Raw genomic sequence first — 23,017 nt, 5'->3', positions numbered from 1 at the left:
TGAAAGTGTTTTACCCCGGCAGAGGTGTTTACACTAAATATTCCTTGGATTCTTCCATTGTTTACCAAGGCGTTCAATGGTTCCTTCAATTCTTTCGGTTCTTGTTTTTTCCTGCTTGGCTGTAATGATCCATTCAATGTATTCTTTCTTATTGGTGAACGATAGCGATTGAAAGTATTCGTTTTGCTTTTTATTTTTTTTCAATGCAGCAGCAAGATCATCGGGCAGTTTTACTTCTTTGGTTTTTGGATTTACCCAGTTAAAGATTTCCCGCACTTTTGGTGCAGCTTCTTTCTTTTTATCTGCTTCAGTTTTTGGGCGGAAACCAAATGTGCTCCATGTATCGTCGAATGAGATCAGGCTGATCCATGTAAGTTTATCGCCTTCTGCCATTAGGCAATCCCAGCCTTTGTCACGGGTAAGATCGGTTTGTATACCCGATGTGCCTTTTGGATAATACACCCAAATAGTGACATCCGGTTTCAGCAACTTCATCACCTTGCTCATTTCTTTTTCCATTTGTGTGCGGTTGAGTACAAACCAATGAACCTGGTTGTATTGTTTACCACTGCTGCTGATCTCTACATTGGCTGGAAGTTTACCCAGGCTTTTTTCGAATGTTTTTGGCGCATTGAGTGTAAGCAGGGAATAATTGTCTTTAATACGAAGTTTTTGGGCAATAGAATTGGCCATGCTTGATGGGTTTGCCTAAAGATAAGAACTTGAATAATGCTGAAAATTTGATCTGCTGAATGAAATTTCATTGCTCAAAGGCTGCGGGATGCGAAGCGGCCTGGTGCGGAACGAAGTGTAGCACGACAACCCCGCAGCAGCCCGAACAAGTGGCGGTATAAAAATCATTAGCTGACAGCCCAACATTCATAATTAAGAACTTAGAACTCAGAACTGTATATTGTCTGCCAATTTTTCACCCTCTTTACACATGGCATTATCATTGAGTAACCTTAGTGAACTTAAAAACAATCCAAATGGGTAAGATTATAGGAATCGACTTAGGAACAACAAATAGCTGCGTTGCCGTAATGGAAGGTAACGAGCCTGTTGTGATTGCAAACGATGAGGGACGCCGTACAACCCCATCGGTAGTGGCATTTTTGAAAAACGGTGAACGTAAGGTGGGTGATCCTGCAAAGCGCCAGGCTATCACGAACCCCATCAATACAATTAACTCAGTAAAGCGTTTCATGGGTCGTCGTTTCGACGAAGTGGGCGAAGAGATCAAGCACTGGAGTTATAAAGTGTCGCAAGGTGACAATAATACCGTTCGTATTGACATAGATGGCAGATTATATACGCCGCAGGAAATCTCTGCAATGGTGCTTCAGAAAATGAAGAAAACTGCTGAAGATTATCTTGGCCAGGAAGTGACAGAAGCAGTAATTACTGTGCCTGCTTACTTTAACGACGCACAACGCCAGGCAACAAAAGAAGCCGGTGAAATTGCAGGTTTGAACGTTCGCCGTATTGTGAACGAGCCAACCGCAGCTGCGTTGGCGTATGGTCTCGATAAGAAACATAAAGACCAGAAGATCGCTGTATTTGACCTTGGTGGTGGTACGTTCGATATTTCTGTTCTTGAACTGGGCGATGGTGTGTTTGAAGTAAAATCTACTAACGGTGATACACACCTTGGTGGTGACGACTTTGATAAAGTGATCATCGACTGGTTAGCTGATGAATTTAAAAACCAGGAAGCAATTGATCTCCGCAAAGATCCAATGGCTTTGCAACGTTTGAAAGAAGCTGCTGAAAAAGCAAAAGTTGAATTGAGCTCTTCAAGCGAAACAGAGATCAACCTCCCTTATGTTACAGCAGTTGATGGTGTTCCTAAACACTTAGTGATAAAATTAACACGTGCAAAATTTGAAGCCTTAGCTGACAATTTATTTGCCCGTTGTTTAAAACCTTGTGAAGCTGCGTTGAAAGATGCAGGTCTTTCTACAAGCGATATTGATGAAGTGATTCTTGTGGGTGGTAGTACTCGTATCCCTAAAGTGCAGGAGATCGTTGAAAAATTCTTCGGTAAAAAACCTAACCGTGGTGTTAACCCCGATGAAGTGGTTGCAGTTGGTGCAGCTATTCAAGGTGCGGTATTAACCGGCGAAGTGAAAGATGTATTGTTGCTCGATGTTACTCCGCTGAGCCTTGGTATTGAAACGTTAGGTGGTGTGATGACAACATTGATCGCTAGCAACACAACCATTCCTTCTAAAAAAAGCGAAACATTCTCTACTGCAGCCGACAATCAACCTGGTGTACAAATTCATGTATTGCAGGGTGAGCGTCCAATGAGTAAGGATAATAAGAGTCTGGGTGTATTTAATCTTGATGGTATTCCACCAGCTCCACGTGGTGTTCCGCAAATTGAAGTAACGTTTGATATTGATGCCAACGGTTTGTTGCATGTAAGTGCAAAAGACAAAGGCACTGGTAAAGAACAAAAGATCCGCATTGAAGCTGGTAGTGGTTTGAGCAAGGAAGAAATTGAAAAGATGAAGAATGAAGCGAAGGCCAATGAAGCAAGCGATAAAGCAGAGAAAGAAAAAGTAGAAAAGATCAACCAGGCCGATAGTTTGATTTTCCAAACGGAGAAGCAGTTGAAAGAGTATGGTGATAAAATTGGTGACGATAAGAAAGCGCCAATTGAAGCTGCTCTTACCAAGCTGAAAGATGCACATAAGTCGCAAGACTTAGCAGCAATTGATGCAGCTATGACTGAAATGAACACTGCGTGGACAGCAGCCAGCGAAGAAATGTACAAAGCAACTCAGGATGCACAAGGTGCTCAACCTGGTGCTGAAACAGGTGCTGGTCCTGAGGGGTCAACTGGTCCGAAAGGAGATAATGTAGAAGATGCACAGTTTGAAGAGGTGAAGTAACACCGCTTGATTGATGCATTCATGATAATGAAAGCCCCGACAAATTTGTCGGGGCTTTTTGTTGTGAGCAGATGTCCAATAAAAAGCCCGTCACCATTTGGTAACGGGCTATCTATATGAAATGTAAGCCTTCTTAAATCAGGTCTAATGCTTTTACGAAGTAATAACAGATAAATGGAAAAGTGGCTGTAATATAATTGGCAAGAAACGGGGTAAAGTAAAATATCACACAAGCTGCTACAGAAACAAAAAATAATATCCAGTTTAAAGCAGATGATTTCTTTTCCATGCGTTAAAAATTTTTGCGAAGATAAGGGAAGAGACGTGAACAGAAAAGTGCGGCTAAAATTCTTTCCATCAGTCTAATAACAGCTTATCCACTTTGGGGAAGAACATATTTATGTGGTTGTTTTTTTTAAGTCGTTTTCAGTATTTTGCCTCCATTCTTAACCAAAATCAAACTTTTCTATGAGACGTTTAGTTACCCTGTTATTTGTTTTAACCATCACTCTTGCTACCAATTCAGCCTTTGTACATGTACCAGAAAATGTTTCGGATGCGGCCAAAGCTGGCATTACAGCACCCGCTACTGCCAACGTTGTGGTAAAGAAAAAAACTGCAAAAGGCAAGCTGTTCATGAAAATATTAAAGAACAAACTTGAAAAAGTTGCCGACAAAGCAAAGCGTGCAGGCGATAAAAGTAAAGTTGTTGCAGCCCTGCTTGCATTTTTCCTTGGCGGCTTTGGTGTTCATGATTTTTACCTGGGCAATAAACGCAATGGTTTCATCAAACTGATCGGCACATTGGTGGGTATTGCATTGATGGTGATTGGTGTTGCTGGTGCAGCTGCTGCATCAACTACGGTACCGGCTCTTGCAATTATCGGTTACGTGATTATTCTCGGTATCAGCATTTGGGCATTTGTTGATTTTATCCGCATTCTTACAGGAAGTTATGAGCCAGTTGATGGTTCTTATACCAACTAATTACCTATATTTAGTACATCAATTAACCAATAAATTAAGCTCACTATGAGAAAGTTAATTATCGTTCTATTAGCGGTGGTCTTTAGTGTTTCTTCTTACGCAGGAATTATTTATGTACCTGCAAATGCAACAGACAATGCAAAAGCTGGCATTGAAACAACAATTGCCAACGTTAAAGCTACAAACATGGATGCTTTTCTGTCGCTCACTCCTGAAAAAGTGAAAGAAATGACAGGAAAGAAAATGAATTTTGCTCAAAAGATGGCGCTTAAAATGGCTCAGAAAAAAGCTAAGCGTGCAGGTGGCGAAATTCCGAAAGGCTTGTACATCGTGTTGGCTATTTTTGGATTAGCCTGGATCGCAATGGGTATAATGGATGATTGGTCTGGAAGCACATGGATCGTTAACCTTATACTTACCTTGCTGTTCTGGTTACCTGGTTTTATTCATGCGTTAGTTGTAATGAAAAAATACTATCCATAATTAATTTATAGTAGAAGGGAGGCCCTCACATTGAGGGCCTTTTTTTATTGCATCAACTGTGTATTAGAATTCTGCACTGTTATTTTATTAGGATGTTTACATACCATTCATCTGCATATTAAGAAAGTATTGCCAATTGAGTGAGGTATTACTTCAATTGATGCAGCAATAGTAACACCACATATATATGCTATTGGTCATATTAATTCATTTTGTGTAATTTGCCGGCTCATTAACCAAATCAATCATCAAAAAAATCAAGCTCTACTATGAGAAAGATTATTATCGTCCTTTTAGCCGTTGTATTTAGTGTTTCTTCTTATGCAGGTATTATTTATGTTCCTGCCAATGCTTCTGATAATGCAAAAGCAGGTGTTGAAACTACTATTGAAAAAGTAAAAGCAACAAACATGGATGCGTTCTTGTCACTTACTCCTGCTAAAATTCAGGAAATGACCGGCAAGAAAATGACCTTCAGCCAAAAGATCGCCTTGAAAATGGCGCAGAAAAAATTAAGCAAACAATTAAAAAAAGGCAACTCAATTGATACAAAAGATGAAAAGCAAATGCTTCGCTTGTGGATCATTTTTGCCCTTGCTGCAATTGTTCTGGCAATTATTGGATGGTTCGTTCCCTTTGTTTGGTTCTTATCGGGCCTTGCATGGTTGGCAGCAGTCATCTTCTTTGTACTTTGGTTGGTTGCATTAGCCAATTAATTCAATTCACCTTAATAAAAAAAGACCCTCAGCTTTGAGGGTTTTTTTTTGCCCTGATACGTCCTTGGTTTATTTTTACTCCGAAACAAACATACATATGAGCGACAAACAGCAATTTTTAGAACAGCAGCAACAGTATATTGAGCAGGATGGCTTTCGGATTCAGACTCATGATTTTAGTCGTCCCTGGGGTGGTTTTTTTGTGTTAGATGAAAGCCAGGCCGACTTATTTATAGAAACTTATTTTCCTACTTATAAAAAAGAAGACCTGATGCTGGGCAATAAACTCAGCCCCAAAATATTGGTGGTAGAGCCTGGTAAACGTTTATCGTGGCAATATCATCACCGTCGTGCAGAAATCTGGCGTGTGGTTGAAGGTGAAGTTGGAGTGGTCATGAGTGATACCGATGAAGAAAAAGAAATCAATGTATTCGAAGCAGGCGATATCATTGTGCTATCAACAGGTCAGCGTCATCGCCTTGTTGGTTTAAAAGATTGGGGTGTGATTGCGGAGATATGGCAACATACTGATGTTGCAAATCCATCAGATGAAGACGATATTGTTCGTTTGCAGGATGATTTTGGCCGATAAGATCAGTTACTAAAAAAATTAAAAAGATGTGTTGTAAATCGGCACATCTTTTTTTTATGGATTTTCATTAACTTAAACCTGAATTAAAACCCGAATAGAATGAGAAAAGTTTCGCATATACTCCAGCGCAAAGGCAAGAATGTAATTTCAGTTGAGCCAGGTTTGCCTGTAATTAATGCATTGCAATTAATGGCTGAAAAAAATATTGGCTCTGTAATGGTGAAGGAAGGCGATGAATACCTCGGGGTAATGACAGAACGTGATTATGCCCGTAAGGTTATCCTGAAAGGGAAATCATCAACCGAAACTTTTGTAAAAGATATTATGACAACCGGACTGCCCCGCATCACTCCGGAAAATTCTATTGAAACCTGTATGCATATCATGAGTGAAAGCAATATTCGTTACCTGCCGGTATTTATAAACGATCATGTAAGTGGTATTATCTCCATTAATGATGTAGTTACTGAAACCATTCTTTCGCAAAAGGAAACAATTGAGCAACTGCAGAATTATATTCAATCATAAGGCTTCAAACAGATACAAAGCAAAAACGTTCCGTTAAACTATTCAATCATATGATGAACGGTCTTGTCATGGCCTTTCGGTTTGTAACTTTGCCGCTGCATGAAACATCTCTCGTATCTCAATAAATATTTCTGGAAGTACAGGTGGCGGTTGTTACTGGGTATTGTTTTCATTTTTATCTCCAACTATTTTGCGGTACTGGCACCACAGGTAACCGGTTATATTATTGATAAGGTGCAGGGATTCCTAACAAACAGCACACCCAAAGGACTGCTACGTCAGGACGATTGGTTGGTTGTTGCTACGGTTAATTGGATTGAAGCAATGTCAATGTCGCCCACTGGAATAGTCGCATTACTTGCAGGGATGTTATTATTGTTTGCAGTGTTACGGGGTTTCTTCATGTTTCTTATGCGACAAACAATAATCGTAATGAGTCGCCACATTGAGTTCGATCAAAAGAACGAAGTGTTTCAGCATTATCTTCAGCTCGATACTAACTTTTATAAAACACATGAAACTGGCGATCTTATGAATCGAATGGCCGAAGATGTAAGCAGAGTGCGAATGTACACCGGCCCGGCCATCATGTACCTCATTAACCTTATTGCGCTCATTTCACTGAGTGTTTATTATATGGTGAAGAAGAACGCTGAACTGTCGTTATATGTTTTGGCACCAATGCCCATCCTCGCCATTACCATTTATTTTGTGAATAACATCATTCACAAAAAAAGTGAAGAGGTGCAAGCCAAACTGTCTGATCTTACCACTAATGCACAACAATCTTATTCAGGTATTCGTGTAATTAAATCCTTTGTACAGGAAAAAGCGATGCTTCGTTTTTTTCAAACAAACAGTGAACAATACCGTAATAGTGCTACTGCATTGTATAAAGTTGAAGCGATCTATTTTCCCATCATGGGCCTCATTATTGGTATCAGTACATTGTTGGTTATTTTGGTTGGCGGTTTAAAGTATATGGAAGGGCAGATAAATTTTGGCGATATGGCCGCATTCATTATGTACCTGACCATGCTGGCATTTCCTGTAAGTGCTATCGGTTGGGTGGCAAGTACTATTCAACGTGCAGCTGCCTCACAGCAACGGTTAAACGAATTTCTGCTCACCAAAACAACTATTCCATCTCCTGAAAATGGAGTAAAGAGTAAACTCGAAGGCAATGTTGAATTTGAAAACGTAAGCTTTGTTTATCCGCACACGGGTATTGCTGCGTTGAAAGATTTTAATTTAAGAATCAAGAAGGGAGAGAAAGTGGCGATTATTGGTCGCACGGGTTCAGGCAAATCAACTATTGCGCAATTATTACTTCGATTTTATGATCCGTCAAAAGGAACAGTGCGCATTGATGATAAAAATATTCAGGAGTTGGAACTGCAGCATTATCGTAGCCAGGTAAGTTATATTCCACAAGAAGTATTTCTTTTTAGTGATACAATTGCCAACAACATTTCTTTTGGCACCGGCAATAATACCGAAGAAGAAATTAAAGCTGCTGCCAGTTCTGCATCGGTTCATAACGACATTCAATCTTTCCCCGAAAGTTATCAAACAATGGTGGGAGAGAGAGGTGTTACACTCAGCGGCGGACAGAAGCAACGCATATCCATTGCCCGTGCCTTGGTAAAAGATCCGGGCCTTATTGTTATGGACGATTGTTTGAATGCAGTTGATGCCCGCACGGAAAAAGAGATTCTTACACATTTGTCTACTTATCTTCAACATAAGACGGCTATCGTAATTACCCATCGTATCTTTTCGCTTTTGCAATTCGACCGCATTATTGTAATGGATAACGGCCGTATTGCAGAGCAGGGAACCCATGAACAATTGCTGCAATTACAGGGCTTGTACGCCGATTTATACAGTCGGCAGCAACTGGAAGAAACTACTTCTTAAGAGTGAAAATCAGCGGTGTCTGGAGTTTTTTGGAAAATTTTGCCAAATCGAAAAGAAATATATCTTTGTCGCTGTTTGAAAAAAAGCATTGCAAACTAAAACCTAAAAACTGTGGCGTACGAAAACAATGACAAACGGATGGAAAGTATTTACAGCAAGCGCATCCGTGCAGGTAAGAGAAGAACTTATTTCTTTGATGTAAGATCTACACGTGGTAACGATTATTATCTCACTATTACGGAGAGCCGTAAGCGCTTTACAGGTGAAGGTTATGACCGTCATAAGATTTTTCTGTACAAAGAAGATTTCAACAAGTTCATTAAAGGATTAAACGAAGCAGTGGATTATGTGAAGACAGAATTAATGCCTGATTTTGATTTTGATGCATTTAACCATGAAGACGCTCCTTCAAGCGGTGATGGTGAATACAGCAATAATGAAGTAGTTGAATCATCATCGAACGGAACAGCCGTAGCAACTGCCGCTCCTGTAGCAGCTCCTGCTCCTGTTCAGGAAGCACCGGCAGCAGAAGTGCAGGCAGCAGAGGGAAACAACCTGGCGAACGAAGAGGTTGACAAATGGTAAAAACCAAAACCAACTGATAAAAGAAAACCCCCGACTTGTCGGGGGGTTTTAGTTTCATAACGGGATAATCTATTAATACACTTTCACCATGTAAACGTAGTCCTGTATTTTCTTGACCTGTTCGCTGGCACCCATTCCTTTCACCGAAGATTTTGAAGGAAGTTTTAATTCAATTGTTGAATCATCTTTCTTCAATTGATTCACCGTTTCAATAATATATTTCGACTGGATGGCGAATACTACTCCATCAGCCTTTGTTTCTTTTGTACTTAAGATACCGATCACTTCACCATTCTTATTAAACACTGGTCCTCCACTGTTCCCAGGGTTGGCCGCTACAGCAATCTGGCAACTGAGAGTATCACCATTAAAACCTGTTTTAGCACTCAGGTAACCTTCGCCATAAACAATTTCATTACGTGGATAACCAAGAGTGAAAATTGGTTCGGCAATATCGGTTGAAGATTTGCGTATGCCATAAGGAACTGAGCCGGTTGACTTGTAATCTTTATCTACCACTTTGAGAATGGCGATGTCCTTCGCCGCATCAATTTTTACAACAATGGCTTTAAATTCGGCGCCTTTATTATTCAACAGAACAATGCCTTTTGCATTTCTTACAACGTGTGCATTTGTTACAAGGTAACCTTTGCTATCAACTAAGAATGCTGAACCAAATCCTGTTACTGAAGTACCGGTAGGGATTTTTGTTGCATTTGCAATATGATCGATCCTGTTATCCTGTTGCTTTTGTTTTTCTTTAATAACGTTTACCGTATTCACTAACTCCTGCACCTGCTTGTTATTACTTTTTGGAGTAAACAACAAGGTCATACCGCTGATAGATAATGCAGTAATACCGGCAATAGATGCAGCAATGGTCATGGTACGTTTGTAACGTTTCCACATATTCACCACCTTAGCACTTGTCGACAATACTTCTTCTTTTATTTCACCATCCTGCAGCAGTTGGTTGTGCACTTCATGCAGCGAATGTTTCATTTCTCTCACGCCCCCATAACGTCCAAACTGCTGTAGGAAAAACGAATGCTCCACCACCATCTGATCAACTTCCTGGTTGGTTTTGCGGAGTTCTTCAAACATAGCTTTCTCCTCGGCATTCATTTGGCCGTTGAGGTAACGCTCAGTTGCATCTAATAGTAAAATTTCATCCATCTCAGTCCACTTTTTTATATTGAGCAAAGAATAACTTCTTTAGTCTCATAAGGCACTTATACTTCTGGTTTTTGGCATTGTCGGCGTTGGTATAACCAAACTCTGCTGCAATGTCCAGCATTTGTTTTTTCTGGATATAATACGATTCCAGTAAACTTTTACAAGGCTCACCCAAATGGTTTAAGGCCTTTTCCATCACCCCAAAGGCTTCATTTTTCCGCTCATGTTCCTCCAGCTCTTCTTCAATGGGCACCACTTCTTCCAAACTTTCAACCGGGGCACCAAAGCGTTGGAGCTGTTGTAACCTTTTTAACCAAAGCCTTCGGCAAACCGAATAAACATAGGTTTTGATCTGGCAGTTCAGCTCAAAGGAACCATCTTTCACCTTCTCATAAAGAACGATCATAGCTTCCTGGAAAACATCCCTCGCATCGTCTGTTGTGCCGTTATTATTCAAGATAAACGCCTGAACCATACTGTAATTCTGCTTATACAGGGTTTCCACCGTTTTCCTATCGTTCCGGGCCAATCCTTCCAGTAATTCCGATTCGTTTATCTCAGGTTTCACTATGTCTGTTATTTTAATACCCAAAAGGGCAAATTGTAACCCAAAGAACGGCTAAAAATATTTTTTAAAAAAACCGGGTTACCTTTTCCAGCTTCCTGTATTAATCCCTGATAATTATCTTAAACTTTAAAATTTAGAAAGAATGAAAAAGGTTTTATTAGCGTTCGCTATCCTCGGTTTTGTAGCTTGTAACAATGAAGGTGAAAAAACAGAAGCAACTGATACTCCAACTGTAGCTCCAGTTGATACAGTAGCTCCAGTTATTGTTGACACTACTGCTGTTGATACAACTGCTGCTCCTGCTGTTGATACAACTAAAAAGTAATTTCAGCCACTTGGGCAAAGGTGAAGAGAGAAGATCCCAGCTTGCCGGGTAGTGTTTAAGCCCGAGGATTAAGATTTTCATATGGCAAGCAATCGTTAACGGCCGTTCCATTCCTGGAATGGCTTTTTTCGTTTCAGGGCTTTTATTTTTCCTGATACATCGTTTGTTAGTGCAGGAATTGATAACGGTTGCACAGATTTTTTTTACGGCTAACGCTTGTTTTATTGAAAAGCCTATCTACATTTGAATTCGATGACAATAAACAAAGGATACCGTTTCTTTTATTTTAGCTTCTTCTATTTTAGACCGAAGCCGGGTTTCCTTTTGTTGCAACAGTACTGATAACAGAACAAACAACATAAAGAATCCCGGCTCAAAAGCCGGGATTCGTCATTTAAGACTATGGCGAAAGTTACAATACAAGGTTACGAAGGCAGTTTTCACCAGGAAGCAGCAAGGCAATTTTTTGGAAAGGATGTGGAAGTGATTCCTTGTGCAACGTTCAGAGAAGTAGTGAAGATCGGTGCCAATAAAAAAGAAAGTGATGGTGCAGTAATGGCCATTGAAAATTCAATTGCGGGCAGCATATTACCTAACTATAATTTATTGCAGAAGAGCAATCTTGTTATTGTGGGTGAAGTGTACCTGCACATCAAGCAAAACCTGATCGTAAACCAAGGCGTGAAACTGGAAGACATCAAAGAAGTGCATTCGCACACCATGGCCCTGCAGCAGTGTTATGACTATTTAGATAAATACAAATGGAAGTTGGTTGAAACAGAAGACACAGCCCTGAGTGCAAAACATATTCATCAGCATAAGAGCAAACATATTGCAGCCATTGCCAGTAAGCTTGCAGCTGAATTATATGGATTGAATGTAATTGCTCCCGGTATCCAAACCATGAAGAACAATTATACAAGGTTCCTCATTTTACAGCGTGAGCAGAATGGTTCCATTGAACAGGCAAATAAAGCATCGGTGAATTTTGTAACCGATCATTCGAAGGGAAGTTTGGCAAGAGTGCTGGGACAAATTGCTGATGGGGGTATTAATTTAAGTAAGCTGCAAAGCTTCCCGATTCCCGGAACAGATTTTAAATACAGCTTTCATGCAGATATGGAGTTTGATACCATTGATCAATTTCATAAAGTGATCGAAGCGATCAAACCTTCAACAGTTGAATTGAAAATTTATGGTGTTTACAAAAACGGAAAGACAGTTTAATATGATACAAACAGCAAAACGATTGGATGGCATTGGTGAATATTATTTCTCTCAAAAGCTGAGAGAGATTGAGGAGTTGAACAAGCAAGGCAAACAGATCATCAACCTTGGTATTGGCAGTCCTGATCTGCCACCTCATCCTGATGTAATTAAAGTATTGCAGGAAGAAAGTGTGAAGCCGAATGTACATGGTTACCAATCGTACAAAGGTTCAATTGTGTTGCGTAAGGCGATGAGTGATTGGTATAAGAAATGGTATAATGTTGAATTGAATCCGGATACAGAAGTACTTCCATTGATTGGAAGTAAAGAAGGCATCATGCATATCTGCATGACGTATTTAAATGAAGGCGATGAAGTGTTGGTACCCAACCCCGGTTACCCCACATACCGAAGTGCAGTGAAATTGGCGGGTGGCGTTTGTATAGATTATGATCTGACTGAAGCAAATAATTATGCACCTGATTTTGCAGCATTGGAAGCAAGTGATCTTTCGAAAGTGAAGTTGATGTTTGTAAACTATCCGCAGATGCCAACGGGACAAGCAGCTGATAAAACGTTGTTTGAAGCATTGGTTGCATTTGGAAAGAAGACAGGCATTCTCATCATTCATGATAATCCCTACAGTTTTATTTTGAATGATAACCCGATGAGTTTGTTGAGTATTGATGGTGCAAAAGATTGTGTGCTTGAGCTAAACTCATTAAGCAAATCGAGTAATATGGCTGGTTGGAGAGTGGGTATGTTAAGTGGAGCAAAAGAACGCATTGATGAAGTGCTGCGGTTTAAAAGTAATATGGACAGTGGTATGTTTTTGCCTTTGCAGTTAGCTGCAGCCAAAGCATTGAGTTTAGATAAAGATTGGTACGATGGCGTGAATGCTATTTACCGTGAACGCAGAGAAAAAGTATTTGAATTGCTCGATCTGCTAAAATGTACTTATTCAACTGAGCAAGTGGGCATGTTTGTATGGGCAAAGATTCCTGCAAAATATAAAACTGGTTACGAAGTGAGTGATGAAGTGTTGTACAACAGCAATGTATTTATTACACCGGGCGGCATTTTCGGTAATGCCGGTGATGGTTATATACGGGTGAGTTTATGTGCGCCTGTTACAAGATTTGAAGAAGCGATTGAAAGAATAAAGGGCTAAGAGTTTGAAAGAGGGAAAAGAGTTAAAAAAGATATTCTTTTACTTCTTCCACTCTTTAACCTCTTAGTTTAAAAAGAAAAAACTATGGAACGGAAACGAATTGCGATCATTGGTGTGGGTTTAATTGGTGGTTCACTCGCCATTCAACTGCATGAGAAAAAGATCTCAGCACGATTGATCGGTACCGATGCCAATAAAGAACATGAAACAAAAGCACTGGAACTTGAACTGGTAGATGAGATATTGCCATTGGATGAAGCTATTGCACAAAGTGATGTAGTGATACTTGCATTCCCTGTTGATCTCATGGTGGGATTGTTGCCTTCTATTCTTGACAAGGTAGATCAGCAGATCGTTGTTGATTTGGGTTCTACCAAATCACAACTGACAGAAGCAGTAGCGAATCACCCAAAACGTGGGCGTTATGTTGCAACGCATCCCATGTGGGGTACTGAGTACAGTGGTCCGGCAGCAGCAGTACGTGGTGCGTATGAAAATAAAGCGGTGATCATTTGTAATGAAAACGATAGTGATCAGGATGCACTGGAGTGGACAAAATACATGTACAAAAAAATAGGGATGCATTTATTGAGTATGGAAGCGAAAGCACATGATCTGCACGCAGCGTATGTCAGTCACATTTCACACATCACATCATTTGCTTTGGCCAATACGGTATTGGAAAAAGAGAAAGAAGACAATGCCATTTTCGAAATGGCGAGTGCGGGTTTTGAAAGCACGGTACGTTTGGCAAAAAGTAATCCTGCTATGTGGGTGCCTATCTTTTTGCAGAACAAAGTAAACGTACTGGATGTATTGAATGAACATATTCAACAGTTAACAAAATTCAGAGACAGCATCAGAGATGATAAAGGAACAGATTTGCAGAATTTAATTGAACACGCAAACAAAATAAGACGCATCATCAAATGATTTTTCGTGAAGCAACGATACAGGATATACCACAGATACAGGTTGTACGCAACGCTGTAAAAGAAAACATGCTGAGCAATCCTGCATTGGTGTCCGATGGTGATGTGGAAGATTATATCACAAGACGGGGCAAAGGTTGGGTTTGTGTAATAGATGATGTAGTGGTTGGTTTTTCCATTGCTGATTTAGTAGATCATAATATATGGGCCTTGTTTGTTGATCCCAACAGTGAAGCAAAAGGAATCGGGAAGCAATTACATGACCTCATGATGAATTGGTACTTCAGTCAAACAAATGAAACAGTATGGTTGAGTACAAGCCCGGGTACAAGAGCTGAAACATTTTATCGCAAGCAGGGATGGATCGAAACAGGAGTGTATGGAAAAGGGGAGATAAAATTTGAAATGAAAAAAGAAGAATGGAAAAAGAACGCTGAAGTGAGTGACACAACAGCAGCCAAATAGCAGAACAAGTGTTCGTAACATAAAACTTAACTTTACAACCAATAACAATGCAAACAATCGAAGCAAACATGAAAGAAAAAGTGCAGGAAGCATGGAGCAAAAAGCCGCTCATCATTGGCGGACCATGCAGTGCCGAAACAGAAGATCAATTAGTATCAACCGCACAGCGCCTGGCAGCAACAGGAAAAATAAATATGTTGCGTGCAGGTATCTGGAAACCACGTACCAAACCCGGCATGTTTGAAGGGATTGGTGCAAAAGGTTTACCATGGTTGCAAAAAGCAAAAGCATTAACAGGCTTACCAACAACTGTTGAAGTTGCAACCGGTAAACAAGTGGAAGATGCATTGAACTTCGAAGTGGATGTGTTGTGGATTGGTGCACGTACAACTGTAAATCCTTTCAGCGTGCAAGAAGTAGCTGATGCGTTACGTGGTGTTGATATTCCCGTGTTGATCAAGAACCCGATCAACCCTGATCTTGAATTGTGGAGTGGTGCGGTTGAACGTGTTGCACGTGCAGGTGTAAAACAAATTGGTTTAATACACCGTGGATTTTCTTCTTACGGTAATACAGAATACCGCAATGCACCTATGTGGCATTTGGCAATTGAAATGAAACGTCGTAATCCTGATCAGATCATGATCAATGATCCTTCACATATTTGCGGTCGCAGAGATATTTTACAAGAGACAGCACAAAAGGCCATCGATCTTGATTTTGATGGTGTGATGATCGAAAGTCATATTGATCCTGATAATGCATGGAGCGATGCGAAACAACAGGTTACTCCTGAACGTTTGGGCGAAATGATTGGCAACATTATTTGGCGTAAAGAAGATGTTGCATCAGAAGAATTTCACCAGGCATTGGAAAAATTGCGTCAGCAAATTAACCAGCTTGATGATGAGTTGATGCAGATCCTTGGTCAGCGTATGAAAATTGCTGAGAACATCGGCAAGTATAAAAAAGATAACAACATCACCATCTTACAAACAAACCGCTGGAACGAAATTCTGGAGCGTGCATTTAAAGAAGGTGAGCGTAAAGGTTTGAGCAAAGATTTCATCACCAAGTATTTTGATGCGGTGCATATGGAAAGCATTAACCATCAGAAGAAGGTGTTGGATTCGTAAGAAGCCTCATCCTCCGCTCCTTCTCCAAAAGAGAAGGAGCGGAACAGTGAAGCATTCATCTGCTTTACATCCTCCACATCAGCTGTTACTTTTTGTTCAGCTGATTGATTACGATGAAATGCTGAATTACTTCAGCCAAAATAAAATATAAAAGCCCGGCTCCCTCTCTACCGGAGAGGGAACGAGGGAGAGGCAGGATATGCAGAAACAGACCTATCAATTTTCTACCGAATCAGTTGATTATTATTTCAACGGAAGCATGGCGCAACTGTCTGCAATTGCAGACAGCAACAACACTGTACTCATCACTGATGAAAATGTATTTGCAGCTCACAGCACAAAATTCGATGGTTGGAAAACCATTGTAATGAAAGCTGGTGAAGCACATAAAATACAAGCAACAGTTGATGATGTGATCCGCCAGTTGATTGAATTGGGTGCTGACCGTAAATCGACACTGGTTGGTGTTGGTGGGGGTGTGGTGACTGATATGGTTGGTTACATCGCAGCCGTGTATATGCGTGGTATTGCCTGCGGATTTATTCCTACCACTATCCTTGCCATAGTTGATGCAAGCATTGGTGGTAAGAATGGAATTGATGTAGGCTTTTACAAGAACATGGTAGGTACAATCCGTCAGCCTTCGTTTTTATTATACGATGTTTCATTGCTTGAATCGTTACCTCTTAAAGAATGGGAGAATGGTTTTGCAGAAGTGATCAAGCATGCAGCTATTAAAGATGCAGCCATGTTTGCTGAACTGGAACAACACTCCATAACCTATTATCAAGATGACAAAGAAGCGCTGCAGCAGTTAATTGAACGCAACTGTTTAATTAAAACAAAAGTGGTGCAGGAAGATGAGTTTGAAAAAGCTGATCGTAAATTGTTGAATCTTGGTCATACATTGGGGCATGCAATCGAGAATAAATATCAATTGATGCATGGGCATGCAGTAACAATTGGAATGGTGGCCGCTGCAAGAATTTCAGAGCTGACAAATAATTTTTCTTCTGCTGAAACGCAACGCCTCACTAAACTTATTGAACAATACGGACTCACTTCTTCGTTTGAATTTGATAAGGAAGAAGCTTTTGAGACCTTGAAGAAAGACAAAAAGAAAGCACAGGATGTAATGCAATATGTTGTGCTTAATAAAATAGGCGAAGCCAAAGTGATGAACATTCCGTTGGTGCAGCTGAAAGAATTAATTGAAAATTTATAAGTAAAGCCGGTGAGTCACCCTTTAAGAAAGACGGGTGACTCACCGCATCGCACTTGAATCATGAAGGTTACAATTCATCCATCAACCATTACCGGAACCATTCAATCAAACGCATCAAAAAGTTCCATGCAGCGTGCTTGTGCTGCTGCATTGGTGGCAACGGGAAAAAGTGTCATCAAAAATCCCGGTCATAGTAATGATGATAAAGCAGCGATGGATATTACCCAACGCCTCGGTGCTGTTGTTACAAACAACGGTAGCGAACTCATTATTGAGAGCAGCGGTGTGCAACCGGTAAGCAGCGAAATCAATTGCGGCGAGAGCGGTTTGAGCATCCGCATGTTTACACCATTGGTTGCATTGAGCAATCATGCACTAACGGTAAACGGCAGCGGCAGTTTGGTTACACGCCCAATGGATTTCTTTGATGAGATCTTGCCGCAACTGGATGTACAGGCGAAAAGTAATGAAGGCAAATTGCCATTGAATATCCAGGGACCGATCGTTCCGAAAAATATTACGATTGATGGATCGCTCAGCTCACAATTCTTAACCGGATTGTTGTTGGCGTATGCAGCAAGCAATGCAAATGATGTTTCGATCACTGTAACAAATCTCAAAAGTAAGCCTTACATCGATCTTACGCTTGATGTAATGAAACAGTTTGGATTAAAAGTGCCGGAGAATAAAAATTACGAATCCTTTTATTTTGCTCCGTCCACTCACAATTCACCACTCACCACTCACCACTACACTGTAGAAGGCGATTGGAGTGGTGCGGCTTTCTTACTTGTTGCAGGTGCTGTTGCAGGAAACATCGTTGTAAAAGGATTGGATGTGTTTTCAACACAAGCCGATAAAGCTGTGTTGCAGGCGTTGATGGACTGCGGTTGCATCATTTCAATTCAACCTGAACAAATTGAAATTGGTCCGGCTTCGCTAAAGCCTTTCCATTTTAATGCAACTGAATGTCCCGATCTGTTTCCGCCGTTAGTTGCATTAGCATCTTATTGCAATGGTAAATCGGTAATTGAAGGAACAACACGTTTAACACATAAAGAAAGTAACCGTGCATTAACCTTGCAGGAAGAATTTGCGAAGCTGGGTGTAACAATAGAATTGCAGGATGATCTCATGATCGTACATGGTGGTGGCGGTTTAAAAGGCGCTACTGTTCATTCACAACACGATCATCGTATTGCCATGGCTTGTGCTGTTGCAGCACTAAAAGCAGGAGGTGATGTAACAATTGAAGAAGCAGAAGCGATAAACAAATCCTATCCTGATTTTTATGAGCACTTGAAGTTATTAGGTGCAAGCGTATCTTTATAATTAAACCATTCAACATTGAACTCATTCGGTAAATTATTTCGTATTTCCATTTTTGGCGAATCGCATGGCGAAAGTGTAGGTATTGTGGTAGATGGTTGTCCTGCCGGCTTGCCGTTAACAGCCGATGATCTGTTGCCCGATCTGGAGCGCAGAAAAGGTGGTAAACAAAAAGGTACTACACCACGACAGGAAGCAGATTATCCGTTTTTCAAAAGCGGAACGTTCAACGACAAAACAACTGGTTTTCCCATTGCTATTTTCTTTGAAAATAATAATACACGCAGCGAAGATTATGCAAAGCAACGCAGCATTCCACGTCCGGGTCATGCTGATTGGGTAGCGCATCAAAAATTTGGCGGTCATGAAGATTACCGAGGTGGCGGCCATTTCAGTGCGAGGCTTACAACGGGATTAGTTGCTGCAGGAGCAATTGCAAAGAAATTACTGCCCGGCGTTTCTATTTATGCTGAGGTAACCGAAATAGGTGGTGAAAAAGATTTAGAAAAAGGATTGCAAAATGCGATTGATGCAAAAGATTCTGTTGGTGGTTTGGTTGAATGCAGAGTAACAGGATTACCTGTTGGTTTGGGTGAACCTTATTTCGATTCAGTTGAATCGGTATTGGCGCAAATGATGTTTGCGATACCTGCCGTTCGTGGTATTGAATTCGGAACCGGCTTTGCTGCTGCAAAAATGTTTGGCAGTGAACACAACGATGCCATTGATGACATGAGTGGTAAAACACGCACCAATCATGCAGGTGGTGTAGTGGGTGGCATCAGCAATGGAAATGAACTGGTGTTTCGTTTAGCTATCAAACCAACTTCATCAACGCCGAAAGAACAAAACAGCTTGAACTGGGATACAGAGCAAACAGAAAATTTCTCGATCAAAGGTCGACATGATCTTTGTGTTGCCTTGCGTGCACCGGTAATTGTTGAAGCTGCAACAGCGATTGTATTGGCCGATCTGATGTTGCAGGAACAACGGATCAAACGAATAGTCTCTTAACTTCATATCATGCTTCAACGATTAACGATTGTCATCTTTGCCTTATTCATCACAACAATTTCTTTTGCACAAACAACAGATGCAAAAATTGAAGTGGTGAAACATAATCATGTAGCCCTGCATGTAAAAGATATTGCAGCCAGTACAAAATTTTATAAAGAAGTAATGGGGTTGGAGCCCGTTGCTGTGCCTGATTCGCTCAAAGCCATCCGTTCATGGTTTAAGTTGGGAACCGATCAGCAGATTCATTTACTGGCGGGTCGAGATTTTGAAGTAAAGAACGATCGCAACGGAAGTCACTTTGCATTGTTTGTTACCTCTATTGCTGCTGCTGAAAAATATTTAACGCTGCACAAAATGAGTTTTCATAAACAAGTTCGCTTTGATGGTGCTGTACAGATTTATGTTGCCGATCCTGATGGTTATTTAATTGAACTGAACGAAGTAAAACGTTAACGATGCCCATTATTTATCATGTTACTACTGCTGCGGAATGGAATGCAGCAAAACAAGTTGGTGCTTACGAATCTCCATCTTTAAAAGCCGAAGGATTTATTCATTGCTCACAGGAAAACCAGGTGGCGGGTGTGCTTGAACGTTATTTTTCAGGGAAAACAGAATTGGTAAAACTGGTAATTGATACCTATAAGTTGACCAGTCGTTTTGTATTTGAATGGAGCCCGTCGACAGCAGATACATTTCCTCATGTATATGGAACCATTAATGTAGATGCGGTGGTGGATGTAGTTGAACTTACTTAGAAAGTTTTTTCAGTTGCTTAAAATCAAGATCCAGTACTTCATAATTTCTGTCGTTGGGCCAGTAGTAATGCCACCATTCCGTTTCCAGTAAGTTGAAACCATGTTTCAGCATCACATCTTTCAGCAATTTTCGGTTTTGTAAAACAGTTGCGTTCAGTTTTGTGAATGAATGATGTGCTGTTTCGGTAAAATTATCAAAGCCTGTTCCCATATCTAACTCAAAACCTGTATTTACATCAATGATCGTTAGATCAACAGCAAGCCCACGGTTATGACCACTTCCTTTTGTTGGGTTTGCAACATAACGTTCGTCTTTGATCAACTCCCAGAATTTTACAGTAACGGAATAAGGACGGTATGCATCAAAAATTTTCAATCCTAAACCTTTTGTTTGAAGTTCCTCCTGTACATGCAACAATGCATTTGCAGCGGGTGATCGTAAAAATGTAATAGTTGTGCCTTCTGGATAAACTGGTTGGTTGACGAAATTATTTGCAGATGCGTAACGAAGATCAAGAACAACTGCCGGAATAAGTTGTTGAAGGTTTTTCATTTTCTTGTTACTGTCAATTGTTAATGTTTGCCGGTAACTTTTTTCTACAGCGATGTAGCGTACGCCATAGTTGCTGGTTTTCAGCTGCTGTGCACAGGATGGTAAAACCAACAGGGAAAAAAACAGGATGGCGGTTATTGCTATGTGCAACCGTTTCACTATTTTGACTATCTGAAAAGCATTCATTACTGTTGATTCTTTGGTAATGGTGCAATAAATGTAAACAATACATGAGAAAGCAGCCCGCCGGTATTTCTTCTTTATTCTTTTTATTTTTTTCCTTGTTTTTATTTAGTGCCTGTGGTAACGATGAAACTGAGGAAGTAAAAGATATTGTTGTTGAGCCTGAAAAAATGAACGATCGGGTGAAGACAAACATCAGCGAATTACTTTCACGCATTGCCGACGATGGTAAAGCTGACGACAGTACTACTATTTCACGTTTGCAAGTAGTAGACGCTTATTATAAACAAGCAGATCACAAAGCTGTATGGAGCAGTGATGAACATTTTTTGCCTTTGGCTGATTCACTGATGGCATTTATTCAACAGGCCAGGCTTTATGGTTTATTCCCCAACGATTATCATTATTCAACTTTAAAAAGTATTGCTACAAGATTTGCTGCAGATACAGCAGCTATTGCCGATAGGAGAGATGCTGCCTTGTGGTCGAAAGCCGATGTAATGTTGACTGATGCTTTTTTTAACATGGTTGCGCATCTGCACATTGGCAGATTAAAAACTGACAGTACTTTTCTGAATCCTGATACGGTACTAACAGATAAATTTTACCAGGCAAATCTTAATGCTGTTATAAATGGAAAAAGTATTTCACAAATATTTCATTCCTTAGAACCAACGCATGAAGGATATGTCCAGTTGAAAGAATCAATCAAGCAATTTATTGATAGCGCAGACTTTGATAAAAAGTTTACTTATGTTTCTTACCCTTATAAAGATTCACTGGCTTTTGTAAAATCATTGGCAAGACGTTTGCAGGAAGAGGGGATGCTCAGCTGGCAATTGGAACAGGTTGATACAACACAATTAAAAGATGCGCTTATTAAACTGCAAAAGAAAAGAGAATTAACAGTTGATGGTAAGTTTGGTGTACAGGTAGTCCGACTTCTCAATAACACTGATGGAGAAAAATTTAGACGTATTGCTATTAATCTCGACAGGTATAAAATACTTCCGGCAAAAATGCCCGAACGTTATATATGGGTAAATCTTCCTTCATACAAACTTGAGTTGTGGGATAATGATACACTTCGTCTTGAGAGTAAAGTAGTGGTAGGCAAACCCAACACAAGAACTCCGTTGCTCACAAGTCGCATCAGCGATATGGTTACCTATCCTCAATGGACAATTCCTAACAGCATTATTATGAAAGAGATTGTGCCGGCAATGCGTCGTGATCCCGGTTATCTTGCCAAAAAAGGCTATTCACTTCTTACATGGGAAGGTGAAGTAGTTGACCCATACACTGTTGATTGGACAAAGTATAAGAAAGGTATTCCGTATAAAGTGGTGCAGGGTAGTGGAGATGATAACGCTTTGGGTATTCTTAAATTTAATTTTCCCAATAAGTATTCTGTTTACTTGCACGATACAAATCAACGCTACCTGTTTAAAAATGCGAAGCGTGCATTAAGTCATGGTTGTGTGCGTGTGCAGGAGTGGGAGAAACTTACCTATTATATTTCGGCACTAGACAGTGCCAACTATGAATTTGATCCGTCACGTGTTGAAAGTGATTCGATAAAAGCTTGGCTGGAAAGAAAAGAAAAACATATCATTAAGGTAAAAACCAAACTCCCCGTTTATTTCCGTTACTTTACCGCAGCCGGGAAAGAGGGGAAACTTATTTTCTTTGAAGATATTTACAACGAAGATAAAGTGGCACGTGAAGCTTATTTCTCAACCAAATAACGATTGATGAAGAAATTCTGCCTTCTTTTTGCATTGATCTCTTCAATGTTCGTTTTTGTTGCTGAGGCTCAGCAAGACACGACAAAGTCCGCCAAAAAAACTCCAGGCAAGCCAAAGATTCAATACGGCATGGCTAGTTTTTACTCCAATAAATTCAATGGGCGTAAAACAGCGAATGGTGAAATTTTCAATAATCAAAAACTCACAGCGGCTCACAATACTCTTCCATTAGGAACCTTTGTAAAAGTTACTAACCTGCGTAATAAACGCTCCGTTGTTGTAAAAATCAACGACCGCCTCCATCATAAGAATAAACGCATTATCGACCTAACCAGGATCGCAGCTACCAAACTGGGCTTTATCAGCAGTGGATTAACCCGTGTAAAACTTGAAGTGCTCGGTAAAAATCCCCCGGCAAAATAGATACGTATTAAATCCTTAAGAATGTGGGTAATTATTTTCATCGTTTTGCTACCTACCGTTATTTTTGCTCATTCCAAAACAATTCATA

At 40.3% G+C, this 23,017-nt stretch carries 26 protein-coding genes; 21 read left to right on the top strand and 5 right to left on the bottom strand.

Annotated features, from left to right (window positions below):
* Positions 1–33: 33 nt before the first annotated feature.
* A complete protein-coding gene (locus ACO1QW_RS12880) occupies positions 34–693 on the bottom strand; it encodes a YdeI/OmpD-associated family protein (protein ID WP_486259129.1) in 660 nt (219 codons plus the stop codon).
* Between the two features lie 296 nt (positions 694–989).
* Here ACO1QW_RS12880 and dnaK point away from each other — a divergent pair, with 296 nt between their 5' ends.
* Positions 990–2,900: a molecular chaperone DnaK gene (dnaK, locus tag ACO1QW_RS12875; RefSeq protein WP_486259127.1), complete on the top strand. Its 1,911-nt coding sequence runs from the start codon at positions 990–992 to the stop codon at positions 2,898–2,900.
* Between the two features lie 133 nt (positions 2,901–3,033).
* Here dnaK and ACO1QW_RS12870 read toward each other — a convergent pair whose 3' ends face one another.
* Complete coding sequence (locus ACO1QW_RS12870; RefSeq protein ID WP_486259125.1) at positions 3,034–3,189, bottom strand: hypothetical protein; 156 nt, start codon at positions 3,187–3,189, stop codon at positions 3,034–3,036.
* A gap of 179 nt (positions 3,190–3,368) precedes the next feature.
* Here ACO1QW_RS12870 and ACO1QW_RS12865 point away from each other — a divergent pair, with 179 nt between their 5' ends.
* The 7 genes from ACO1QW_RS12865 to ACO1QW_RS12835 all read left to right on the top strand — a co-directional run bounded on the left by ACO1QW_RS12865 (position 3,369) and on the right by ACO1QW_RS12835 (position 8,711).
* Positions 3,369–3,887 (top strand): TM2 domain-containing protein, encoded by a 519-nt coding sequence (locus ACO1QW_RS12865; RefSeq protein ID WP_486259123.1) that lies wholly within the window; start codon positions 3,369–3,371, stop codon positions 3,885–3,887.
* Positions 3,888–3,932: 45 nt separating this feature from the next.
* Positions 3,933–4,370, top strand: coding sequence for a YqaE/Pmp3 family membrane protein (locus tag ACO1QW_RS12860; RefSeq protein ID WP_486259122.1), 438 nt, complete (start codon positions 3,933–3,935; stop codon positions 4,368–4,370).
* Positions 4,371–4,639: 269 nt separating this feature from the next.
* Positions 4,640–5,086 (top strand): hypothetical protein, encoded by a 447-nt coding sequence (locus tag ACO1QW_RS12855; protein WP_486259120.1) that lies wholly within the window; start codon positions 4,640–4,642, stop codon positions 5,084–5,086.
* A gap of 97 nt (positions 5,087–5,183) precedes the next feature.
* The gene (locus ACO1QW_RS12850) at positions 5,184–5,678 is read left to right on the top strand and encodes a cupin domain-containing protein (protein ID WP_486259118.1); all 495 of its coding nucleotides are present in this window, start codon (positions 5,184–5,186) and stop codon (positions 5,676–5,678) included.
* Between the two features lie 99 nt (positions 5,679–5,777).
* A complete protein-coding gene (locus ACO1QW_RS12845; protein ID WP_486259117.1) occupies positions 5,778–6,206 on the top strand; it encodes a CBS domain-containing protein in 429 nt (142 codons plus the stop codon).
* Between the two features lie 99 nt (positions 6,207–6,305).
* Positions 6,306–8,126 carry an ABC transporter ATP-binding protein gene (locus tag ACO1QW_RS12840; RefSeq protein WP_486259115.1) on the top strand — a complete coding sequence of 607 codons (1,821 nt, stop codon included), beginning with the start codon at positions 6,306–6,308 and terminating at the stop codon, positions 8,124–8,126.
* 111 nt (positions 8,127–8,237) lie between these two features.
* Positions 8,238–8,711: a DUF3276 family protein gene (locus ACO1QW_RS12835; RefSeq protein WP_486259113.1), complete on the top strand. Its 474-nt coding sequence runs from the start codon at positions 8,238–8,240 to the stop codon at positions 8,709–8,711.
* A 72-nt stretch (positions 8,712–8,783) separates the two neighbouring features.
* Here the strand turns inward: ACO1QW_RS12835 and ACO1QW_RS12830 are convergent, their stop codons facing one another.
* Both ACO1QW_RS12830 and ACO1QW_RS12825 read right to left on the bottom strand, forming a co-directional pair.
* Positions 8,784–9,887 carry a S1C family serine protease gene (locus ACO1QW_RS12830; protein WP_486259112.1) on the bottom strand — a complete coding sequence of 368 codons (1,104 nt, stop codon included), beginning with the start codon at positions 9,885–9,887 and terminating at the stop codon, positions 8,784–8,786.
* A 1-nt stretch (position 9,888) separates the two neighbouring features.
* Positions 9,889–10,455 (bottom strand): RNA polymerase sigma factor, encoded by a 567-nt coding sequence (locus ACO1QW_RS12825; RefSeq protein ID WP_486259110.1) that lies wholly within the window; start codon positions 10,453–10,455, stop codon positions 9,889–9,891.
* A gap of 142 nt (positions 10,456–10,597) precedes the next feature.
* Between ACO1QW_RS12825 and ACO1QW_RS12820 the strand changes: the two genes are divergently transcribed.
* From ACO1QW_RS12820 to ACO1QW_RS12770, 11 genes are all read left to right on the top strand, one after another.
* Entirely contained in the window at positions 10,598–10,780 is a 183-nt protein-coding gene (locus tag ACO1QW_RS12820) for a hypothetical protein (RefSeq protein ID WP_486259108.1), read from the top strand.
* A 402-nt stretch (positions 10,781–11,182) separates the two neighbouring features.
* A complete protein-coding gene (locus ACO1QW_RS12815; RefSeq protein ID WP_486259106.1) occupies positions 11,183–12,007 on the top strand; it encodes a prephenate dehydratase in 825 nt (274 codons plus the stop codon).
* 1 nt (position 12,008) lies between these two features.
* A complete protein-coding gene (locus tag ACO1QW_RS12810; RefSeq protein WP_486259104.1) occupies positions 12,009–13,160 on the top strand; it encodes a pyridoxal phosphate-dependent aminotransferase in 1,152 nt (383 codons plus the stop codon).
* A gap of 84 nt (positions 13,161–13,244) precedes the next feature.
* Positions 13,245–14,093 carry a prephenate dehydrogenase gene (locus ACO1QW_RS12805; protein WP_486259102.1) on the top strand — a complete coding sequence of 283 codons (849 nt, stop codon included), beginning with the start codon at positions 13,245–13,247 and terminating at the stop codon, positions 14,091–14,093.
* Complete coding sequence (locus ACO1QW_RS12800; RefSeq protein WP_486259100.1) at positions 14,090–14,557, top strand: GNAT family N-acetyltransferase; 468 nt, start codon at positions 14,090–14,092, stop codon at positions 14,555–14,557. The genes ACO1QW_RS12805 and ACO1QW_RS12800 overlap by 4 nt, the downstream gene beginning before the upstream one ends.
* 47 nt (positions 14,558–14,604) lie before the next feature.
* Positions 14,605–15,693 (top strand): chorismate mutase, encoded by a 1,089-nt coding sequence (locus ACO1QW_RS12795; RefSeq protein WP_486259099.1) that lies wholly within the window; start codon positions 14,605–14,607, stop codon positions 15,691–15,693.
* Between the two features lie 199 nt (positions 15,694–15,892).
* Positions 15,893–16,918, top strand: coding sequence for a 3-dehydroquinate synthase (aroB, locus tag ACO1QW_RS12790; protein ID WP_486259098.1), 1,026 nt, complete (start codon positions 15,893–15,895; stop codon positions 16,916–16,918).
* Positions 16,919–16,978: 60 nt separating this feature from the next.
* Positions 16,979–18,250 carry a 3-phosphoshikimate 1-carboxyvinyltransferase gene (aroA, locus tag ACO1QW_RS12785; protein WP_486259096.1) on the top strand — a complete coding sequence of 424 codons (1,272 nt, stop codon included), beginning with the start codon at positions 16,979–16,981 and terminating at the stop codon, positions 18,248–18,250.
* A 15-nt stretch (positions 18,251–18,265) separates the two neighbouring features.
* Positions 18,266–19,261, top strand: a complete 996-nt coding sequence (locus ACO1QW_RS12780; protein ID WP_486259094.1) for a chorismate synthase — start codon at positions 18,266–18,268, stop codon at positions 19,259–19,261.
* Between the two features lie 9 nt (positions 19,262–19,270).
* Complete coding sequence (locus ACO1QW_RS12775; protein WP_486259092.1) at positions 19,271–19,717, top strand: VOC family protein; 447 nt, start codon at positions 19,271–19,273, stop codon at positions 19,715–19,717.
* Positions 19,718–19,719: 2 nt separating this feature from the next.
* Positions 19,720–20,022: a DUF952 domain-containing protein gene (locus ACO1QW_RS12770; RefSeq protein ID WP_486259091.1), complete on the top strand. Its 303-nt coding sequence runs from the start codon at positions 19,720–19,722 to the stop codon at positions 20,020–20,022.
* Here the strand turns inward: ACO1QW_RS12770 and ACO1QW_RS12765 are convergent.
* Positions 20,015–20,734 carry a M15 family metallopeptidase gene (locus ACO1QW_RS12765; protein WP_486259089.1) on the bottom strand — a complete coding sequence of 240 codons (720 nt, stop codon included), beginning with the start codon at positions 20,732–20,734 and terminating at the stop codon, positions 20,015–20,017. The two genes, ACO1QW_RS12770 and ACO1QW_RS12765, sit on opposite strands and share 8 nt — an antisense overlap.
* Before the next feature lie 71 nt (positions 20,735–20,805).
* Here ACO1QW_RS12765 and ACO1QW_RS12760 point away from each other — a divergent pair, with 71 nt between their 5' ends.
* Positions 20,806–22,506: a L,D-transpeptidase family protein gene (locus ACO1QW_RS12760; protein ID WP_486259087.1), complete on the top strand. Its 1,701-nt coding sequence runs from the start codon at positions 20,806–20,808 to the stop codon at positions 22,504–22,506.
* A 6-nt stretch (positions 22,507–22,512) separates the two neighbouring features.
* Entirely contained in the window at positions 22,513–22,929 is a 417-nt protein-coding gene (locus ACO1QW_RS12755; RefSeq protein ID WP_486259085.1) for a septal ring lytic transglycosylase RlpA family protein, read from the top strand.
* Positions 22,930–23,017 lie beyond the last annotated feature (88 nt).

This window comes from Lacibacter sp. (assembly GCF_057361365.1).
This window is presented reverse-complemented; position numbering and strand designations above follow the sequence as displayed.

Bases quoted from the DNA above. Each gene is read 5' to 3' on its own strand.
- ACO1QW_RS12760 (WP_486259087.1), top strand. From the start codon at position 20,806: ATGAGAAAGCAGCCCGCCGGTATTTCTTCTTTATTCTTTTTATTTTTT.
- ACO1QW_RS12800 (WP_486259100.1), top strand. From the start codon at position 14,090: ATGATTTTTCGTGAAGCAACGATACAGGATATACCACAGATACAGGTT.
- ACO1QW_RS12855 (WP_486259120.1), top strand. From the start codon at position 4,640: ATGAGAAAGATTATTATCGTCCTTTTAGCCGTTGTATTTAGTGTTTCT.
- ACO1QW_RS12795 (WP_486259099.1), top strand. From the start codon at position 14,605: ATGCAAACAATCGAAGCAAACATGAAAGAAAAAGTGCAGGAAGCATGG.
- ACO1QW_RS12845 (WP_486259117.1), top strand. From the start codon at position 5,778: ATGAGAAAAGTTTCGCATATACTCCAGCGCAAAGGCAAGAATGTAATT.
- ACO1QW_RS12810 (WP_486259104.1), top strand. From the start codon at position 12,009: ATGATACAAACAGCAAAACGATTGGATGGCATTGGTGAATATTATTTC.
- ACO1QW_RS12860 (WP_486259122.1), top strand. From the start codon at position 3,933: ATGAGAAAGTTAATTATCGTTCTATTAGCGGTGGTCTTTAGTGTTTCT.
- ACO1QW_RS12865 (WP_486259123.1), top strand. From the start codon at position 3,369: ATGAGACGTTTAGTTACCCTGTTATTTGTTTTAACCATCACTCTTGCT.
- ACO1QW_RS12830 (WP_486259112.1), bottom strand. From the start codon at position 9,887: ATGGATGAAATTTTACTATTAGATGCAACTGAGCGTTACCTCAACGGC.
- ACO1QW_RS12775 (WP_486259092.1), top strand. From the start codon at position 19,271: ATGCTTCAACGATTAACGATTGTCATCTTTGCCTTATTCATCACAACA.
- ACO1QW_RS12880 (WP_486259129.1), bottom strand. From the start codon at position 693: ATGGCCAATTCTATTGCCCAAAAACTTCGTATTAAAGACAATTATTCC.
- aroB (WP_486259098.1), top strand. From the start codon at position 15,893: ATGCAGAAACAGACCTATCAATTTTCTACCGAATCAGTTGATTATTAT.
- ACO1QW_RS12850 (WP_486259118.1), top strand. From the start codon at position 5,184: ATGAGCGACAAACAGCAATTTTTAGAACAGCAGCAACAGTATATTGAG.
- ACO1QW_RS12840 (WP_486259115.1), top strand. From the start codon at position 6,306: ATGAAACATCTCTCGTATCTCAATAAATATTTCTGGAAGTACAGGTGG.
- ACO1QW_RS12755 (WP_486259085.1), top strand. From the start codon at position 22,513: ATGAAGAAATTCTGCCTTCTTTTTGCATTGATCTCTTCAATGTTCGTT.
- dnaK (WP_486259127.1), top strand. From the start codon at position 990: ATGGGTAAGATTATAGGAATCGACTTAGGAACAACAAATAGCTGCGTT.
- aroA (WP_486259096.1), top strand. From the start codon at position 16,979: ATGAAGGTTACAATTCATCCATCAACCATTACCGGAACCATTCAATCA.
- ACO1QW_RS12815 (WP_486259106.1), top strand. From the start codon at position 11,183: ATGGCGAAAGTTACAATACAAGGTTACGAAGGCAGTTTTCACCAGGAA.
- ACO1QW_RS12805 (WP_486259102.1), top strand. From the start codon at position 13,245: ATGGAACGGAAACGAATTGCGATCATTGGTGTGGGTTTAATTGGTGGT.
- ACO1QW_RS12770 (WP_486259091.1), top strand. From the start codon at position 19,720: ATGCCCATTATTTATCATGTTACTACTGCTGCGGAATGGAATGCAGCA.
- ACO1QW_RS12870 (WP_486259125.1), bottom strand. From the start codon at position 3,189: ATGGAAAAGAAATCATCTGCTTTAAACTGGATATTATTTTTTGTTTCT.
- ACO1QW_RS12820 (WP_486259108.1), top strand. From the start codon at position 10,598: ATGAAAAAGGTTTTATTAGCGTTCGCTATCCTCGGTTTTGTAGCTTGT.